19 protein-coding genes are annotated in these 17,998 nt (G+C 70.4%); 13 read left to right on the top strand and 6 right to left on the bottom strand.

Translation table 11 applies throughout. The annotated features are described in order from the left end of the window. Positions 1-8: 8 nt before the first annotated feature. From EOD42_RS20825 to EOD42_RS20815, 3 genes are all read right to left on the bottom strand, one after another. On the bottom strand, positions 9-1,073 hold the full coding sequence (locus tag EOD42_RS20825; RefSeq protein WP_127789512.1) for an AbrB family transcriptional regulator: 1,065 nt from the start codon (positions 1,071-1,073) through the stop codon (positions 9-11). A gap of 80 nt (positions 1,074-1,153) precedes the next feature. Then, the gene (locus tag EOD42_RS20820; RefSeq protein ID WP_164868051.1) at positions 1,154-1,558 is read right to left on the bottom strand and encodes an ester cyclase; all 405 of its coding nucleotides are present in this window, start codon (positions 1,556-1,558) and stop codon (positions 1,154-1,156) included. 95 nt (positions 1,559-1,653) lie between these two features. Then, positions 1,654-3,381 carry a TPR end-of-group domain-containing protein gene (locus tag EOD42_RS20815; protein ID WP_127789510.1) on the bottom strand — a complete coding sequence of 576 codons (1,728 nt, stop codon included), beginning with the start codon at positions 3,379-3,381 and terminating at the stop codon, positions 1,654-1,656. A gap of 175 nt (positions 3,382-3,556) precedes the next feature. On the opposite strand from EOD42_RS20815, the gene EOD42_RS20810 reads away from it, so the two are divergent. From EOD42_RS20810 to EOD42_RS20800, 3 genes are read left to right on the top strand one after another with little or no spacing between them, the layout of a single operon-like run. After that, positions 3,557-4,540, top strand: coding sequence for an HlyD family secretion protein (locus EOD42_RS20810; RefSeq protein WP_127789509.1), 984 nt, complete (start codon positions 3,557-3,559; stop codon positions 4,538-4,540). A 1-nt stretch (position 4,541) separates the two neighbouring features. Continuing rightward, positions 4,542-5,708, top strand: coding sequence for an ABC transporter permease (locus tag EOD42_RS20805; protein ID WP_127789508.1), 1,167 nt, complete (start codon positions 4,542-4,544; stop codon positions 5,706-5,708). Continuing rightward, complete coding sequence (locus EOD42_RS20800) at positions 5,705-6,889, top strand: ABC transporter permease (protein WP_127789507.1); 1,185 nt, start codon at positions 5,705-5,707, stop codon at positions 6,887-6,889. The genes EOD42_RS20805 and EOD42_RS20800 overlap by 4 nt, the downstream gene beginning before the upstream one ends. Here the strand turns inward: EOD42_RS20800 and EOD42_RS20795 are convergent. From EOD42_RS20795 to EOD42_RS20785, 3 genes are all read right to left on the bottom strand, one after another. Continuing rightward, on the bottom strand, positions 6,789-7,115 hold the full coding sequence (locus tag EOD42_RS20795; protein ID WP_164868050.1) for a helix-turn-helix domain-containing protein: 327 nt from the start codon (positions 7,113-7,115) through the stop codon (positions 6,789-6,791). The two genes, EOD42_RS20800 and EOD42_RS20795, sit on opposite strands and share 101 nt — an antisense overlap. A gap of 169 nt (positions 7,116-7,284) precedes the next feature. Further along, positions 7,285-7,812, bottom strand: a complete 528-nt coding sequence (locus EOD42_RS20790) for a hypothetical protein (protein WP_127789505.1) — start codon at positions 7,810-7,812, stop codon at positions 7,285-7,287. A gap of 126 nt (positions 7,813-7,938) precedes the next feature. Next, positions 7,939-9,321 (bottom strand): aminotransferase-like domain-containing protein, encoded by a 1,383-nt coding sequence (locus tag EOD42_RS20785; protein ID WP_164868049.1) that lies wholly within the window; start codon positions 9,319-9,321, stop codon positions 7,939-7,941. Between the two features lie 189 nt (positions 9,322-9,510). On the opposite strand from EOD42_RS20785, the gene EOD42_RS20780 reads away from it, so the two are divergent. The 10 genes from EOD42_RS20780 (at position 9,511) to EOD42_RS20735 (ending at position 17,998) form a co-directional block, all read left to right on the top strand. Further along, a complete protein-coding gene (locus EOD42_RS20780; protein WP_164868048.1) occupies positions 9,511-10,680 on the top strand; it encodes an aromatic ring-hydroxylating oxygenase subunit alpha in 1,170 nt (389 codons plus the stop codon). After that, positions 10,670-11,440: an ABC transporter permease gene (locus EOD42_RS20775; RefSeq protein WP_127789502.1), complete on the top strand. Its 771-nt coding sequence runs from the start codon at positions 10,670-10,672 to the stop codon at positions 11,438-11,440. Before EOD42_RS20780 ends, EOD42_RS20775 begins: the two co-directional genes overlap by 11 nt. Before the next feature lie 22 nt (positions 11,441-11,462). Beyond that, a complete protein-coding gene (locus tag EOD42_RS20770; RefSeq protein ID WP_127789501.1) occupies positions 11,463-12,632 on the top strand; it encodes an aromatic ring-hydroxylating oxygenase subunit alpha in 1,170 nt (389 codons plus the stop codon). Beyond that, a complete protein-coding gene (locus tag EOD42_RS20765) occupies positions 12,632-13,426 on the top strand; it encodes an ABC transporter ATP-binding protein (RefSeq protein WP_127789500.1) in 795 nt (264 codons plus the stop codon). The genes EOD42_RS20770 and EOD42_RS20765 overlap by 1 nt, the downstream gene beginning before the upstream one ends. Next, positions 13,423-14,259 (top strand): ABC transporter permease, encoded by an 837-nt coding sequence (locus EOD42_RS20760; protein ID WP_127789499.1) that lies wholly within the window; start codon positions 13,423-13,425, stop codon positions 14,257-14,259. The genes EOD42_RS20765 and EOD42_RS20760 overlap by 4 nt, the downstream gene beginning before the upstream one ends. Then, the gene (locus tag EOD42_RS20755; protein WP_127789498.1) at positions 14,256-15,320 is read left to right on the top strand and encodes an ABC transporter substrate-binding protein; all 1,065 of its coding nucleotides are present in this window, start codon (positions 14,256-14,258) and stop codon (positions 15,318-15,320) included. Before EOD42_RS20760 ends, EOD42_RS20755 begins: the two co-directional genes overlap by 4 nt. Before the next feature lie 14 nt (positions 15,321-15,334). Continuing rightward, positions 15,335-15,754, top strand: a complete 420-nt coding sequence (locus EOD42_RS20750; RefSeq protein WP_206020420.1) for a RidA family protein — start codon at positions 15,335-15,337, stop codon at positions 15,752-15,754. 161 nt (positions 15,755-15,915) lie between these two features. Continuing rightward, positions 15,916-16,674: a sulfite exporter TauE/SafE family protein gene (locus EOD42_RS20745; RefSeq protein ID WP_127789497.1), complete on the top strand. Its 759-nt coding sequence runs from the start codon at positions 15,916-15,918 to the stop codon at positions 16,672-16,674. Positions 16,675-16,697: 23 nt separating this feature from the next. Next, a complete protein-coding gene (locus EOD42_RS20740) occupies positions 16,698-17,561 on the top strand; it encodes an MBL fold metallo-hydrolase (RefSeq protein WP_127789496.1) in 864 nt (287 codons plus the stop codon). After that, complete coding sequence (locus EOD42_RS20735; protein ID WP_127789495.1) at positions 17,561-17,998, top strand: YeeE/YedE family protein; 438 nt, start codon at positions 17,561-17,563, stop codon at positions 17,996-17,998. The genes EOD42_RS20740 and EOD42_RS20735 overlap by 1 nt, the downstream gene beginning before the upstream one ends.

The following is a 17,998-nucleotide window of genomic DNA, read 5'->3' as shown; positions in this document are numbered from 1 at the left end:
CGAGGGTGCTACCGCGCCGCCCTCCTGGCCTTCTGCCGCACCTGGGCATTGGCCACCATGCGGGCAATCCAGGGGCCGGTCAGGATCACCACGACCATGCGTGCCGTCTGCATGGCCATGACGAAGGCCATGTCGACTCCGCTGCCGGCGGCGATGATGGCCACCGTGTCCGCCCCACCCGGACTGGTGGCCAGATAGGCGGTCAGCGGATCGACGCCGGCCAGCACCACCATCAGCCAGGCCACACCCGCGCAGAGCACGATCATCGCCATGACCCCGGCGAACAGGCCGGGGAAGGCACGCGCCGCATGGCGCAGGATGGGCCGGTCGAAGCGCGAGCCGATCTGCCAGCCGGCGACGGCATAGGCAGCCGCCAGGAACCAGGGCGGCAGCTCCTGATGCAGGCCGAAGACGTTCTGCGCCAGCACCGCGATGCCGAGCGGCAGCAGCAGCCCGCCCGCCGGCAGCCTGACACGCCGGCCGAGCTCTGCCCCCACAACCACCAGCGCCAGGGTCATCGCGAAATCCCCCCAGCGCAGCGGCGGGAACCAGACGACCGCGGCCGCCACCGCATCGGAGGGGCCGACCCACAGCCGGGCCACCACCGTGGCCGACAGCGCCACCAGCACCAGCCGCAGATACTGCATGAAGGCCACCAGCCGGGCATCGGCGCCATAGCTCTCGGCCATCAGGATCATGGGCGTCGCGGCGCCGGGCGAGGATCCCCAGATCGCGGTGGTGCCCGGCAGCACCTTCCAGCGCGCCAGCAGCCAGCCGAGCGCGAAGCCCACCACGATCACGGCCAGGATGCCGGGGACGAACACGGTCCAGTCGCGCGCCACCTCCATCAGGATGTCGGGCGGAATGCTGCGCGCTATCATGCAGCCGATGGCCGATTGGCCGAGCGCGAAGGCGGGCACCGGAATGTTCACCCGCTGATTGGCCGCCGACATGGCGGCGGAGGCGATCAGCGGCCCGAGCAGCAGCGCGGCCGGCAGGTGCAGCAGTTCCAGCCCCGCCGCCAGAACCACGGATAGGGCGAGCAGCGCCGCCAGGCGCAGGGGCGTGCTCATGCCATGGGTTCCATGCCGGTGTCCTGCTCGGGGAGCCTTCTCGATACTCCCAAGGCGCGCGGCGCGCGACCCGCCTTCCGTCATGCCTGCTGCAGGAATTCCCGCAGGGAGATGATGCAACCCGCCTGCCAATGGAGGATGAAGACACCGGTCGCCCGCAGCGGCCGCCCGTCGGGTGCCTGGCCGGAGAGGTTGAGCACCGAGGCGCTGCGCAGGCCGTCATGGCTGACCAGCATGTCCAGGCAGGGGTCGATGTGGCGCCGCGCATCGGGGAAAGTCCGGCAGAAGGCACGCATGCGCTCCAGATGGCGCAGCTTGCCTTCGGGCCTGTCCTCTCCCGTCGGGTGGGCCTTCAGGCGCGGGTCCAGCAGGGCCGCGTAATCCTGCCAGCGGCGCTCGTTCCAGGCCGTGTGGAATTCCCGCAGCAGCAGCAGCGTGCCCCGCAGCGAGGCCTCATGCCCGCGGCGCGCGCCGGTGCTCCTCACGGGGGCCATGGCTCCTCCGGACAACCCATCCTCGGCCTCGCATCCTACTGGTGCGCCCGATGCCGGAGGCGTGAGATCGCGCAAGCCTCACGGTGTCACCGCCGCGGCCGCAGGCGCTCCAGCAGGGACTGGAATCGCGGCAGGCCGCGCAACGCGTCGAAGCGCGCATCGGTGCGGATCCAGGCCGTCGACAGCTCGCCTGCCTCCAGCGCCGCATCCAGCGCATCCAGTGCCCGCTCCGCCTCCCCCAGAGCCGCCGCCAGGGTGGCCCGGGCATAGCAGGTGCCGCGCGCCAGGGCCGCGGCCCCGAGCCGGCGTGCACGCGCCGGCGCACCGAGCCAGGCCTCGACCTCAGGCCCCAGGAACAGCAGCTCCGGGTGGCGGGCACACAGGCGCTCGGCTTCCGGCAGCTGGGCAGTGGCCCCCGCCGCGTCGCCCGCGAACACCTGGCCCAGCACCACATGGGCCAGTGCCTCCGGCGGCAGCGGGCCCGGGCGCAGCTGGGCGAAGCGGCGGGCATGGTAATGCGCTATCGCCTCCGCAATGTCCTGGGAGGCGGAGAAGGGTTCGATCTCCCGTGCCTCGCGGAACAGCAGCTCCGCGTGCTCCTCCTCACCGAACAGGGCCAGGAGCACGCCGTAGTGCCGGCAGGCGCGCGCGTTGGGCGCGAGGCGCAATGCCTCCTCGAAGGCGGCCTCGGCGGCCGGGGGATCACGCGCCATCCAGGCCAGGATGGTGGCGCGCGCGGCATGCGCCTCGACGGAGCCGGGGTCGATCGCGAGCGCCGCCTCGGCAGCGGCGCCCGCGCCCCGCATGGCCTCCTCCCGGCCCATCAGGCCAAGGCGGAACAGGTCGCAATGGCAGTCGGCGATCCCGGTATGGCCGCGCGCATAATCCGGGGCTGCCTCGGCCACCTGGCGGAACAGAGCCATCGCCTTGGCCACGCTGTCGGGGGTCTGCTGGTCCAGCAGCAGCCGCGCGCGATAGACCTTGGCGTGGGCGCGCAGGGCTTGCGGGCCCGGGGCGATGCGCATCTCCCGCATGCGGGAGGAATCGAAGCGCACCCGGCTGAGCAGGGTGCGGGCGATCTTCTCCTGGAACTGGCGGGGCTGGCCGGCCGGCGCGTCGAAGCGGTCGGACCAGACGATCATCCCCTCCGTGTCGCTCAACTCGATGGTTACGCGCAGCAGGCCGCCGTCCAGCCGCACCGCCCCCTGCAGCACGGCATCGGCATTCAGCGCCCGCGCCAGCTCGGCCGCGGGGCGGTCATGGCCCTTGTATTGAAAGGTGCTGCTGCGCGAGGGCAGCCACAGCCCTTCCGACTGGCCCAGGGTGTAGATCAGCTCATCGGTCAGCCCATCCGCGAAGCCCTCCAGCGCCGGGTCGGGCGAAATGGCACGCAGGGGGATGACAGCCACCACCGCGCCCTCTCCCGGGCGGAAGATGTTGTCGCGCGCGGCAGGCTCGGGGTGCCGCTCGCCACGCGGCGCGAAGCTCGGCACATAGCCGCCCACCGGAAGGGAGATCACCACCGGGTCCGTTCGCCCGCTGCCGCTCTGGTAGTCCAGCAGCTTGCGGCGCAGGCGCCGGGCCTCCACCCGCACGGTGGAATCGATGCGCGAATCATAAGGCGGTTCGCGCCCATACAGCGCATTGCCGATCACCACCTCCTTCAGGGCGGTGGCGGCACCGGCCAGCGTTTCCTCCACGATGAAGCGCAGGAAGGCCAGCAGGCGGGCGGAGCCTGCGAATTCGGGGCTGGCCTCGATACGCGCCATCTGCTGCCTGATGGCCTCGGGGGGCGGTGAAGCCGTCGGGGTCATGCTCGCGTCCTGGAAACCCGGTCCGGCCATTTGTTTCGCGCGGGCGCGGCAAGTCAAGCAAGGCAGTGCCGCCCCGGCGGGTGACTCACCGTGAGCGACGGGGGTTCTTACCGGAACTCACGATGCCGCGTGCGGCGCGGCGCCTACCCTTCCGCCGCAACCGGGAGACGATGGCATGAGGCAGACCGCGCGGCGCCTTCTGAGAGGCGTGCTGCTGCTCGGCATGCTGGGCGCGCTGGGGGTGCTGCTCTATGCCGCCACCCTCCCCCCGCCGCTGACCGTGCAGGGCGAGGTCTCGGCCGACCGGGTGGACATCAGTCCTCGGGTGGCAGGGCGCATCGCGCGGCTGGCGGCCGGAGTGGGCGAGGAGATCGAACAGGGCGCGCTGCTGGCCGAGCTGGAAAGCCCCCAGCTGGGCGCGGCACTTCTGGCCGCCCGGGCGGCGCTGGGGGTGGCCATCGCGGAGGACGCGCGCATCCGCAGCACCCGCCCCGAGACCATCGCCATGCGCCGGGCCGAGCTCGCATCCGCCCAGAGCGACGTGGTGCTGAACCAGGAGGCCTATTCCCGCCAGGCGCAGCTTCTGCGCACCGGCAACACACCCCAGGCCCGGGTAGACGAGGCGATCCGCAACCTGGAGACCGCGCAGCGCCGGCGTGACGCAGCCGATGCGGCGCTGCGCCTGGCCAGCACCGGTGCCAGCGAGGAGGAACGGGCCTTGGCCTCCGCCCAGGTCGAGCAGGCCCGCGCGGCCCTGCACCAACGCGAAGTGGATGTGGCGGAACTGGCCGTCCGCTCACCCATACAGGGGCTGGTGACGACCCGCGTGGCGGAGCTGGGAGAGAATTTCAGCGCGGGCGCGCCGCTGTTCTCCCTGATCGACATGCGCCGCCTGTGGCTGACCTTCAACCTGCGGGAAGACCTGCTGGCGGGCCTCGCCATCGGCGACCGCTTCGAGGTGACGGTGCCTGCGCTCTCGGCCGTGCGGATCGCCGTCCGCGTCACGATGATCAACGTCCAGGGGCAATACGCCACCTGGCGCGCCACCCGCGCCACCGGGGATTTCGACCTGCGCACCTTCGAGGTGCGGGCCGTGCCGGTGGAAGCCGCCACCGGCCTGCGCCCGGGCATGAGCGTCATTGCCGCCTGGAACCGCTGAGATGCGCGCCGCACCCGGCCTCTCCGCCGGGCCCTGGCTGGTGTTCCGGCGGGAGCTGGACCGGCTGCGCCGCCGCCCGCTGCTGCTGGTGCTGTGCACCGCCGCCCCGCTGTGCCTGATGGCGCTGCTGGCCGCCGTGTTCAGCGCGGGGCTGGCCACGCGCCTGCCCGTCGCGGTGCTGGACCTGGATGGGTCGGAGCTGTCGCGCGGCATCATCCGCCTGGTGGACGCAACGCCCGACAGCGCCGTGGCCCTGCGCGCGGGTGATCTCGCGGAGGGGCGGGCGATGATCCTTTCCGGGCGCGCCGACGCGCTGCTGCTGCTGCCCCGCCACCTGGAGCGCGACGTCAGTGCCGGGCGGCGGCCGGAGGTGGTGGTCTTCGTCAACAACCAGATGATGACCACTGGCGGGCTCGCGCTGCGCGGCATCAGCGCCGCGGTGCCGGCCGTGGCGGGCGGCATCCGCCTGTCGCTGCGCGGCGCCCAGGGCCAGCCGCTGGAGGCCGCCCAGGCATCCCTCCAGCCGGTGCCCGTGCAACTGCACCCGCTGTTCAACCCGGCGCTGAACTACGCGCATTTCCTGCTGGCCGCGCTGATGCCGGCGCTGCTGCAGATCGTGGCGGTGGTGGGCAGCGCCTATGCCGTGGGGTTGGATGTCGAGACCCCCTACCGGCTGCGCATCCTGCGCCGGCTGGGCGGCGGGCTGTGGGCCGGCATGCTGGGCAAGCTGCTGCCCTATACGCTGCTGTTCCTGATCGTGCTGGGGCTGGGGGATGCGGGGCTGTTCGGCTGGCTCGGCCTGCCGCTGCGCGGCGACCGCGGGCTGCTGCTGCTGGCGGGGGTGCTGTTCCTGCTCGCCTGCCAGTTGATGGGCGCGCTGCTGGCGCTGGTGCTGACGCCGATGGGCAGCGCCGTCAGCATCGGCACGCTGATCACGGCCCCCGCCTTCGGCTTCATGGGCATCGGCTTTCCGCGCCTGGCGATGAACGGCTTTGCCCAAGGCTGGGGCGCGCTGCTGCCCGGCACATGGTACCTGCAGGCCCGCATCGACCAGACGCTGCGCGGCACGCCGCCCGAATTCTCCTGGCATCCGGTGCTGGTGCTGGCGGCCTTCGTCGCGGGGCTGGCCCTGCTGGTGGCGCTGCGGCTGGAGGCACGCCGCGCATGAGGGCGGTGCTGGCCGTGGCCCGGCACGAGCTGGCCCGCATCTTCCGCCTGCGGCCGGTCTTCTCGGTGATGGTGCTGGCGCCGCTGATCTATGCCGTGCTGTACCCCCAGCCCTATGTGAACGAGGCGCTGCGCGACGTGCCGCTGGCCGTGGTGGATCTGGACGGTTCCACCGCCAGCCGGGACTTCCTGCGCCGGCTGGACGCAACGCAGGAGGTGGCGATCGCACTGTCCGCCCCCGACCTGCCCGCCGCCCAGCGCGCGGTGTGGGAGCGGCGCGTGCACGGCATCCTGGTGCTGCCGCCGCATTTCGAACGCGACCTGCTGCATGGCCGCGCCGCCCCGGTCGCCCTCTATGCCGATGCGGGATACTTCCTGATCTACTCGCGCATCGCGGCCGGGGTGGGTGCCGTCGCCCGCACCCTGGGTGCCGAGGTGGAAGCCGGGCGGCTGATCGCCATCGGCGTAGACCCAGCCCTTGCCGTCGCGGCGACGGACCCGATGCCGCTCACCACCGTCTCGCTGTTCAACCCGCAGGGCGGCTACGCCACTTATGTGCTGCCGGGCGCGTTGGTGCTGATCCTGCAGCAGACGCTGCTGATCGGGATGGGTCTGCTGGCCTGCATGGCGCCCGCCCCCGCCGCCGGGCCTGTGGCGCTGGTGCTGGGGCGCCTGCTGGCAGGGGTGGCGGTGCAGGCGGTGATGCTTCCCTTCTACCTGGTGGGGCTGACGTGGCTCTACGGCATTCCGCGCCTGGGCGGGCTGTGCGCGATGGCGCTGGTTGGGCTGCCCTTCGTGCTGGCGGTGGCAGCGCTTGGCCTGCTGGCCGCGGCGGTGCTGCGGCGGCCCCTGACGGTGCAGCTCGCCACCGCCGCGATGGGCCTGCCGGTCTTCTTCCTCGCCGGTTTTGCCTGGCCACCGGAGGCCATACCGGGATGGCTGCGGCCGGTCGCGCAGGCCCTGCCCAGCACATCCGCCATCGATGCCTTCGTGCGCATCGCGCAGATGGGGGCTGCCCCCGGCCTGGCCGCCGGACAGATCCGGCTGCTGGGCCTGCTGGCTGCGCTCTACGCCGGCCTTGCTATGCTGATGGAGGCGCTGCGCGCATCGCGCGCCGCCACCGCCCGGGCGTCTGGCCCATCACCCGCCGGAACAGGCGCGTCAGGTGGGATTGATCGCTGAGGCCGCAGGCCAGGGCGATATCGGCCAGCGAGGCGTCGCTGTTCAGGATCAGCCACCGGGCGTGGGCGATGCGCCGGCGGGTCAGCCAGCCATGCGGCGTGCAGCCCAGCCTGGCCTTCAGAAGCCGGGCGAACTGGCAGCGCCCAAGCCCGGCCGCGGCGGCCATTTCCGGCACGGTAATCAGCCGGTCCATGTGCATGGCCACGAAGGCCTCGACCCGGCTCATGCGCCAGGCGGACAGAAACGGACCCGAGGGAACGGGCGCCGCATAGGCCCGCCCGCCCCCGTGCGAATACTGACCTGCTTCCATGCGCCCCCCGGCAACTGCCCTGGGCGCGCAGACTAGGAAGCGGTCACGGATGGCGGGCGTGTCTCACGGTGAGCGCGCTCGGCGCTCAGCGCGCGGGCTCCACCACGGCGGCAGTGCCGGGCGCCAGCTGGCCAGGCGCGGTCGGCGCCTGGCGGCGGTTGCCGCGCGGCCCGGCGATCACGCCGGCCGGCGCCTGCTGGCCCGGCTGCACATAGGTGATGATGGGCCGGCCCGTTCCGGGTTCCGTGCTCGTCACCACCGGAATGCCGCGCGGGGCGAGGTCACCGGTAGCGGGCGTCACGCGCTCGACCACCAGGCGGCCGTCGGAATTGCCGGTCACCACGGCCTCGCCGCCCGACACGCCCATGTTCATGCGCGGGCCGAGGGTAACGAGCCGGTTGGCGCCGTTGATGTTGGCGAAGAGCGCGGTGCCCGGCGGGGTGTTCAGCACGGCGGAAAGCGGCACCATGCCCACCACGGCCCCCGTCTCGTCGACGAGCGTATGCAACTGCTGGGGGTTCACGGCGGTGGGGCCGGGCACCGGAGCCGGCGTGTCGCAGGCGGCGAGAGCGAGGCCCGCGACCAGGGGAAGTATCGGCAGCATGCGGTTCATGGTTGTCGTCCAGCTCCTGTTTCAGAGGCGCGCCGGTCAGCCCGCCCGCGCCGACTATGGCGGCGCGGCGCGGGGCGGGCTTGGACGATTGGCGCATGCCGCGGGGCAGATCCCCGCCCGCCCCCCTCAGGCCAGCCTGGGCAGGCGCGCCAGGTCCCGCAGGATGCCCAGCGCCTCGCTCAGCCTTTCGACCGAGGGTGCGGCGTTGACGCAGATGCGCACGGCCTGGTCCTCTGCGGCGCGTCCCATCTCGAACAACGGGCTCGGCGCCACGCCCACGCCGCGTTGCGCGGCCCGGCGCGTGAACTCCTCCGCCGTCCAGCCCACCGGCAGGCGCATCCACAGGTGAAACGCCGCCGGATGCTGCCTGACCCGCAGCCCGTTGAAGATGCCGGCCGCCACGCGCTGCCGCCACGCGATCTCCTGCCGCACGCGGGCACTGATACCGCTCAGCGCGCCGCTCGCGATCAGGCGGCTGATCCCCTCACCGGCGAGGCTGGAGGCCATGAGCGTGGTGGCGCGCAGCGCGATGCCCAAAGCCTCCTGCATCGGGCGCGGCGCCTTGAGGTAGCCCAGCCGCCAGCCAGGCCCCACGATCTTGGAGATGCTGGTGACATGGATCGTGCGCCCGGGGGCCAGCGCCGCGAAGCTCGGCAGAGAGGGCTCGATGAGGAAGCCGTAGACGTCGTCCTCGATGATGGTCACGCCGAGGCGTTGGCAGACCTCCAGCACCTCCTGCCGGCGGACGAGCGACATGGTGGCGGTGGTGGGGTTGTGCAGGGTGGGCGTGCAGACCAGCGTGCGCGCGCCGCTGCGCCGGCAGGCCAGCTCCAGATAATCGGGCATCAGCCCTTCGGCATCCATGCGCACGGGCACCAGGGGGCGCCCCAGCATGGCGGCGGTGGATTTCAGCCCGTAATAGCCCAGCTCCTCCGTCAGCACCGGCTCGCCGGGCCTGGTCTGCGCGGCGATGGCCAGCATCAGCCCATGCTGGCCGCCGCCGGTCAGGATCACGTCCTCCGGCGTGGCCTCGATGCCGAAGCCGCGCAGCCACTGCGCCCCGGCATCCCGGTGCCAGGCCTGCCCCACATCCGCCTGCCCCGAGAGCAGCCCCGCCAGTTCGCGTTCCGAGAATTCCATCGCGGCGCTGATCGCGGGCAGGCCGTGCACCGGCGCCGTGGGCGGGAAGTTATGGGACAGATCGACGAAATTCCCGGCCGGCGTGCCGTGGGACAGGGTGAAGGGCCCGTCATGCCCATGGGGAGGCGCGATGAAGGTGCCGCGCCCCGTCTCCCCCTGGACCAGGCCGCGCTTCTGCATCTCGTGATAGGCGCGCGTGACGGTACTGACATTGAGCGAGAGGGTTCCGGCCAAGTCGCGATGCGGCGGCAGCCGGTCGCCGGGCCGCAGCTCACCGGCCTGGACGGCGGCGGCCAGGCACTCGGTGATGGCCAGGTAGCGCGGCCCCGACATCGCCGGCAGCGCGCTGAGCCATGATGGAAAAGCCATGCGACACCTCGATTGTCTGCATGACCGTGTGAATCGTCCGGCGTCCCCGGGGCGGATTTCATCACCTTGCCCCCGCCTTGTCCAATGGCGATGCGGCCAGGCCGCAATTGCCGCCCGCCGGGCGGCATTTCCCGTCGCGGCCACGCGCCGCCCCCTGCGAGAATAGCTTCCAGCCGAAGGGAAATCGCCATGGCGCAGACCGACCGCGACGACGATCCAGCCGAGATCCCCTATCGGGGGCATGGCATTCCGAAGCTCGGCTTCGAGAATTACTGGTACCCGATCCTGCGCGCCGCCGAGGTGAAGAAGAAGCCCAAGGCCGTGCGTCTGGCGGGTCGCGACATCGTGGTCTATCGCGACGACGGCAAGCTCTATGCGCTGGACGACCGCTGCCCGCACCGCGGCGTGAAGCTCTCGCTCGGCGAATGCTCCTACAAGGGCACCGGCACCATCAGCTGCCCCTATCACGGATGGACCTTCGACGGCTCGAACGGCCGGCTGGTGGCCGCCATCATGGACGGACCCGACGCGCCGATCACCCGCAAGGTGACGATCAGGCATTACCCGATCCGCGAATTCGCCGGGCTGATCTGGCTCTGGCCCGGGGAGATGGAGCCCTCCGTGCTGGAGGAGGACATCCCGCCCTATATCGGCCGGCAGGACGAGTTCTTCACCATCCCGATGTACACCGACTACAAGTGCAACTGGCGCTGGCTGGTGGACAATTGGGGCAACGATCACCACGCGCAGTATGTGCATCGCTCCTCGCCGGAGCTGATCTTCCAGCCCGTCCTGCCTTTCGCCCTGACGATCGAGCCGAAGCCCCTGCCCTCCGGCAAGGGCATGTCCTTCAAGCGGTCGGGCGGCATGACCAGCGCGGAGTTCCCCGGCCTCGGGCGTTTCCCGAACAATGAGTGGTGGCGCTTCATGAAGCCCACCGGGCGCGGCAACGTCTCGGGCTTCCAGGAATCCAAGGCGCACAAGGTCTACGGCATCCAGAACCAGTCGGAGCTGTGGCTGCCCGGCCTCATCATCGTGGGCCGGCTCAGCGGCGAGTACGCGCTGATCCAATGGGCGGTGCCGATCGACGAGAACACCACCCGCTGCTTCAACATCAACAATTTCCGCAGGCTTGGCCGCATGCGTGAGATGTACGACCGCCTGCACTACGCGGTGTGGCGCGGCTGGGCGCATGACCGCATCTTCTCCGACCAGGATAAGGTGCTGGTCGAGGCGGTGGTGCCGGGGCCCGAACGCCTGTCCAAGAGCGACACCGGCGTGATCGCCTGGCGCAAATTCGCGGGCGCCAACGCGCGCCGGCCGGAGCCCGCGGGCAAGGCCAGTCTCGATGTGGCGTGAGGCGGCGCCGCCCCTGATCTTCGTGGTGCTGCTGCTGGCGGCGTGGGAGGCGGGCGCGCTCTGGGGCGGGCTCGACCCCTTGATCATGCCGGCGCCGAGCGAGATCGGCGAACAGCTCGTCCTCGGTTTTTCCAGCGGGGTCTATCCGTTGCATCTGGGCGTCACGCTGGCGCAGTCGCTGGCGGGCTTCGTCATCGCGGTGGCGATGGGCGTGGGGATCGGGGCGCTGATCTCGATCTCGCCCCTGGTCGAGCGCACGCTGAACCCCTTCCTGATCGCCTTCGAGGCGATGCCCAAGATCGCGTTGGCGCCGCTCGTCATCGTCTGGTTCGGCTACGGCATGGGCTCCAAGATCGTGCTGGCCGCGGTCATCGCCTTCTTCCCCGTCCTGGTCAGCACCATCCTCGGCCTGCGCGCCTGCGACCCCGGGCGGCTGGACGTGATGCACGCGCTGGGCGCGAGCCGCGGGCAGGTATTCCGCATGGTGCGGCTGCCGGGCGCCCTGCCCTTCATCTTCTCGGGCGTGAATGTCGCCGTCGTGTTCGTTCTGCTGGGCAGCATCGTGGGGGAGTTCGTGGGGGCCAAGGCCGGGCTCGGCACGCTGATCCTCTATGCGAACGAGAACCTGGAGACGGCGCGCACCTTCTCGATCCTGGCGATGCTGGCCGCCCTCGGCCTGCTGCTGCATTTCGGCGTGGCCGCCCTGCGCCAGCGCCTGTTGTTCTGGGCGGAGCCGCGCCGCGGCACGCCAGGCCATTGACCGGCCAAGGGAGAGACAAGCGATGATGATGCGAGAGATCAAGGAACCGGCGGATATACTGGACCCGCGCCACTATGACGGCGTGCGCCGGCCCTATCACTCCGCCGAGACGCTGCCGCCCTGGTGCTACACCTCCCAGCGCTTCTACGAGCGCGAGAAGGACGCGATCTTCAAGAAATACTGGAACTGCATCGGCCACCACAGCCGGGTGCCGGATGCCGGCAGCTACCTGACCATGACCTTCTGCGACGTGCCGCTGATCATCGTGCGCGGCAAGGACATGGTGGTGCGCGCCTTCATCAACTCCTGCACGCATCGCGGCTCCATCATCATGGAGGGCGAGGGCAGCTGCAACGTGCTGAAATGCCCGTATCACGCCTGGGCCTTCTCGCTGGAAGGCGACCTCATCGGCACGCCGCTGTTCGAGGAGAGCGAGCATTTCCAGAAGGCCGACCATGGGCTGACGCCGATCCGGCTGGAACTGTGGTGCGGCCTCATGTGGATCAACTTCGATCCCAACGCGCCGGAGTTGGCCACCTATCTGGGTGACCTGTCGGACCGCGTGGCCCCCTGGAAGACCGAGGAGATGGTCTGCGTCGCGCGACGCGAATTCCCGGTGAAGGCCAACTGGAAGTTCTACGCGGAGAACTGGTCCGACGGGTATCACGTGCCCTTCGTGCACCAGACCACGCTGAACAAGAAGCGCGTGTCGAAGCGGGATTTCCACGATCCCAAGATCTATCTCGGCAACTACCTGATGCACTGGACCTATTTCAACGGCAGCCGCGGCACGCCGGAGGGCGAGGCGAAGTTCCCCGAGCTGGACCTCCCGCCCGAGCTGAAGATCGGCACCTTCTTCCCCTATGTGCACACCAACGCGATGATCGGCTTCGCCATCGACATGGTGAGCTGCACCGAGATCATCCCCGAGGGCCCGGGCGCCTGCCGGCTGTTCACCACCACCATGGTGCCGGAATCCACCGCCGCGCTGCCCGACTTCCAGCAGACGCTGGAACTGTACCTGAAGTACGCCGACAAGGTGCGCGACGAGGACGTGATCGCGGCCGAGCGCCAGCAGCGCGGCGCGGAATCCGCCCTCAACCGCCCGGGCTGCTTCACGCCGCAGGATAAGCTGGTGCACGACCATGATCTCTGGATCCTGGACCGCGTCGTCGGCAACGCCGCACCCTGATGGCCACGCCGCTCATCGCCGTCCGGGACCTGACGAAAATCTACCCCACCGCCCGGGGGGAGCAGGTGCAGGCGCTGTCGCGCGTGAACCTCGACATCCGGCCGGGCGAGTTCGTCTCGCTGGTCGGCCCCTCGGGCTGCGGCAAGACCACGGTGCTGCGCATCCTGGCCGGGCTGATCCGCGACTATGCCGGCAGCGTCAGCCTGCGCGGCCAGGCGATGCGCGGCCCCAGCAAGGATGTGGGCGTGGTATTCCAGGACGCTAACCTGATGCCCTGGCGCAGCGCGGAAGCCAACGTGATGCTGCCGGTCGAGGTACTGGGCCTGGACCGCAAGGCGATGCGCCCCCGCGCCAAGGAACTGCTGGCGATGGTGGGCCTGGAGGGCTTCGAGCGGAAGCTGCCCAATGAGCTGTCGGGCGGTATGCGACAGCGCGTGGCCATCGCCCGCGCGCTGATCCATGACCCCGCTTTGCTGCTGATGGACGAGCCCTTCGGCGCGCTGGATGCCATGACGCGCGACACCATGAATGTGGAGCTGGGCCGCATCGCCGCGCGCTCGAACAAGACCGTCTTCCTCATCACCCACTCCATCGCGGAGGCGGTCTTCCTCAGCGACCGCGTGCTGGTGATGTCCAGCCGCCCGGGCCGCATCGTGGAGGATATCCGCATCGAGCTGCCCCGCCCGCGCGACCTCGACATCATCGCCTCGCCCATCTTCTCCAGCACGGTCGTGCGCATCCGCCGCCTGCTGGACGGCGAGGACGCCACGGCCCTGCCGAGCATAGCGCATTGACCGACGCGGCCCTCCGGATCGCGATCCCAGAACCCAGGCCGCGCGGTGCGCCGCTCTGGCTGCGCCGCCGGCCGGAACTGGTGCTGACGCCGCTGGTCTTCCTGGTGCTGGTCGCGCTGTGGCAGGCCGTAGCCTGGAGCGGCGTGGTCAGCGCCTTCGTGCTGCCCGCGCCCTCGGCCATCGCGGCTTCGCTGGTCGCGGGGCTGCGCAGCGGGCTGTTCCTGCAGCACGGGCTGGTGACGCTGGCCGAGGCTGCGGCGGGCTTCGCCATCGCGGTGGCGGCGGGGCTCGTCGTCGGCACCCTCATCGCCGAGATCAGGCTGCTGGAGCGTACCGTCTATCCCTGCCTGGTCGCGATCCAGACCATGCCCAAGATCGCCCTGGCGCCGCTGCTGGTGGTATGGTTCGGCTTCGGGCCCGGTTCCAAGATCGCGGTGGCCGCGATCATCTCCTTCTTTCCCATGCTGGTCACAACCATCGCCGGGCTGCGCGACACCGATCGCGGGCGGCTGGACGTGCTGCTGGCGCTCGGCGCGGCCCCCCTGCGGTGCCTCGTCTCGGCCAAGCTGCCGGGGGCGCTGCCGCATGTCTTCTCGGGGCTGTCGATCGCCGCGGTCTTCGCCCTGACGGGGGCCATCGTGGGCGAGTTCGTGGGGGCCTCGGCGGGGCTCGGCTACCTCATCGTGCAGGCCAATGCGCGGCTCAACATCCCGCAGGTCTTCGCTCTTCTCCTGGTGCTCGGCGGTATCGGCGTCCTCGCCTACGGCACCATTCAGGCGCTCCGGCGGCGCCTGCTGTTCTGGGCGCCGAAGGAAGAACGGAGCAGCCCATGACCCAACGTCGATCCCTCCTCGCCGCCGGTGCCGCCCTCGCGGCGGGCGGCCTCGCGGCGCCGGCCCTCGGACAGGCGCTCGCCAAGAGCAGCTTCGGCCCGACCACGACGGACATCTCCACCGGCCACGCGGCCCATTCCTCCCTGCCCCGCGCATTGGGCTATTGGCGTGAGGAAGGGCTGGACGTCGAGGTGTTCGGCATCGCGGGCAACACGGCCGGGCTTCAGCTGATCACCAACAACAACATCGACTTCATCTCGATTTCCGGCGACCAGATCCTGATGGCGCGCAACCAGGGCATGGCGATCAAGGCCGTCTACATGCACGCCCGCCAGCCCATCAACCGCATCGTGGTGCCCAAGGCAGGCGGCGTCACCAGCATCGCGCAGCTGAAGGGCAAGACGCTGGGCATCCCGGTGCTGGGCCCGCAGCCCTATGCGACCGCCGCCTTCCAGGAGGCGGGGCTGGATATCGAGAAGGACATCCGCCAGGTCGCGACCGGCACCGGCGCGCCGGCGCTGCTGGCGCTGCGACGCGGGGACATCGCGGGCTGGATCTCCTGGGACACCGCGGTCGCGGCGCTGGAGAACCGGGGCATGGAATTCACTGAGCTGCGCCCCAGCTTCTTCGGTGACCTGTTCGGCAATGCCATCATCACACGTGAGGCGCTGCTGCGCGAGAACCCTGCCCTGGTTGTGAAGATGTGCCGCGCCATCGCGAAATCGGTGCATTTCGGGCTGACCAACCCGGAGGCCGCCATCCGCATCCACTGGCAGCTCTATCCGCAGACGCGCCCGCAGGGCGGCGACCCGGCGCAGGTGATGGCCGAGGCCAAGCGCGTCTTCCTGTCCCGCTTCAGCAGCTATGCGCTGGAGGGCGTGACGAAATACGGGGAGAGCCTGCCCTCCCAATGGGCGCGCCTGAAACAGCAGATGGTGGCCGCCAACGAACTGCCGGCGGACCACGACCTGAACGCGGCCTTCGACGGCAGCTTCATTGACCGGATCAACGAGTTCGACCGCGATGCGGTGGCCGCCCAGGCCCGCTCCTGGAACGGCTGAGCGGAGGGCCCCGCATGATCCTGATGCCGCCCATGCTGTTCCACACGCTCAGCGATGGTCCCCAGCGCGTGGCGCCCTTCAGCCACGCGGTCTCGATCGGCCCCTGGGTGTTCGTGACCGGGCAAATGCCGACCGACCCGCTGGACAATACCCTGCCCCTGCCCGAGGGGGTGGAAGCCCAGACCCGCCAGGTGATGGCCAACCTGACCCGGGTGTTGGAGGGGCTGGACTGCAGCCTGGCCGATGTCGCCCAGGCGCGCATCTACCTCACGCATTTTCAGCGAGACTATGAAGCGATGAACGCGACCTATGCCGCGTGCTTCCCGGCCGATCGGCTGCCCGCGCGCACCTGCGTGGGCGTCACCGGGCTGGCACGGGACGCCCTGGTGGAGATCGACCTGCTGGTCTACCGGCCGGGCAGCGAAGGCGCCTGATCCTGGCTTCCCGAACCCTGCACCGAGCCGGCGCGGCGGCAGCCCCTTGATGGCGCGCTGCCGCGGGCTTGACGGTCGCGAAAGCGCGACTTTATATATAAGGATACTCTAATTTAATAGGTCATGAACCCCCTCCTCCACCCCGGCAAGGACGCCCGCTGATGGACGTCCTTCTCTCCCTCTCCTCCGGCGGCCTCGTCGGTTTCGTGCTGGGGCTGATCGGCGGCGGGGGCTCCATCATCGCGACGCCGCTGCTGCTCTACGCGGTGGGCCTCTCGCCGCATGTGGCGCTCGGCACCGGGGCGCTCGCGGTCTCGGCCAATGCCTTCGTGAACCTCGCGGGGCATGCCCGCACGGGCAATGTGCGCTGGTCGGTCGCGGCCGTCTTCTCGCTGGCGGGCGTGCTGGGCGCGTTCGGGGGTTCCACGCTCGGCAAGGCAGTGGACGGAGAGCGGCTGATCCTGTTCTTCGCGGGCATGATGGTCGTGATCGGCCTGGCCATGCTGCGACCCCGGCCCAAGGGCGGGGCCGATGCGCGGGCCGCGATGTCGCCGCGCATGGCCGCGCGCACGGGCGGCATCGGCCTCTGCGTGGGGCTGCTCTCGGGCTTCTTCGGCATCGGCGGCGGCTTCCTGATCGTGCCGGGGCTGATCCTGGCCACCGGCATGCCCATGATCCAGGCCGTCGGCACCTCCCTGTTCGCGGTGGGCGCCTTCGGGCTGACCACCGCGCTGAACTACGCGGCCTCGGGCTATGTGGATTGGGCGGTGGCGGGTGAGTTCATCGCGGGCGGCGTGCTGGGCGGCTGGATCGGCATGCGGCTGGCCCTGCGCCTGGCCGGCGGCCGCCACGCGCTCAACCGCATTTTCGCGGGCATCGTCTTTGCCGTCGCGGCCTATATCATCTGGCGATCGGCCTGAACGGCCCAACAGGAGAAACGGTCATGTCCCACCCCGACGTCACGCCCTTCTTCGACCCGGACACCAACACCATCAGCTATGTGGTGAAGGACCCTGCCTCCTCCGCCTGCGCCGTGGTCGACAGCGTGCTCGACCTCGACTACGCGGCCGGGCGGATCGGCCATGCCTCGGCGGATGCGATCATCGCCCATATCCGCGCCCGCGGCCTCACGCTCGAATGGCTGATCGAGACGCATGTGCATGCCGATCACCTCTCCGCCGCGCCCTATATCCAGCAGGCGCTGGGCGGGCAGATCGGCATCGGCGCCAACATCACCGTCGTGCAGGACACCTTCGGGAAGGTGTTCAACGAGGGCACCGAATGGCGCCGCGACGGCAGCGAGTTCGACCGCCTGTTCCAGGACGGGGACCACTACATGATCGGCACCATGCGGGCCACCGCGCTGCTGACGCCGGGCCATACCCCCGCCTGCATGACGCATGTGGTGGGCGATGCGGCCTTCGTCGGCGACACGCTGTTCATGCCCGACGGCGGCACGGCGCGCGCGGATTTCCCGGGCGGCGACGCGCGGGTGCTGTTCCGCTCCATCCACCGCGTCCTGGCCCTGCCGCCCGAGACGCGGCTGTTCATGTGCCACGACTACGGCCCCAACGGCCGGGCCATCGCCTGGGAGACGACAGTGGCCGAGGAGCGCGCGAACAACATCCATATCCGCGACGGCGTGACGGAGGACGAGTTCGTGACGATGCGCGAGAAGCGCGACGCCACCCTCTCCATGCCGCGCCTCATCATCCCCTCCATCCAGGTCAACATGAAGGCGGGCAAGCTGCCCCCCGCCGGGCCGGACGGGAAACGCTACCTCAAGGTGCCGCTGGACCTGTTGTGATGAGCACGCATTTCACTCCCCTGGCCTCGCTGCTCGGCGGCGGGATGATCGGCGCGGCGGCGGCGCTGCTGTGGCTGTCGCTCGGCCGCATCGCGGGCATCAGCGGCATCCTGGGCGGCCTGTCGTCGGGTGGCCTGTCGTCGGGCGGTAGTGAGCGCGCCTGGCGGCTCGCCTTCCTGGCCGGGCTGATCGGCGCGCCGCTGGGCTATGTGGCGTTCATCGGCATGCCGGGCACCGAGATCGCGGCAGGCCCCGTCACGCTGGTGCTGGCCGGGCTGCTGGTGGGGTTCGGCACACGGCTGGGCTCGGGCTGCACCAGCGGCCATGGGGTGTGCGGCATCGCCCGCCTCTCGCCGCGCTCCATCGCGGCCACGCTGGTCTTCATGGCCACGGCGGCGATCACCGTCTTCATCACCCGCCACCTGACCGGAGGCTGA

Source organism: Rhodovarius crocodyli (assembly GCF_004005855.1).
GTDB lineage: Bacteria > Pseudomonadota > Alphaproteobacteria > Acetobacterales > Acetobacteraceae > Rhodovarius > Rhodovarius crocodyli.
The sequence above is the reverse complement of the archived record's forward strand: the minus strand, read 5'-3'. Positions and strand labels throughout refer to the sequence as shown.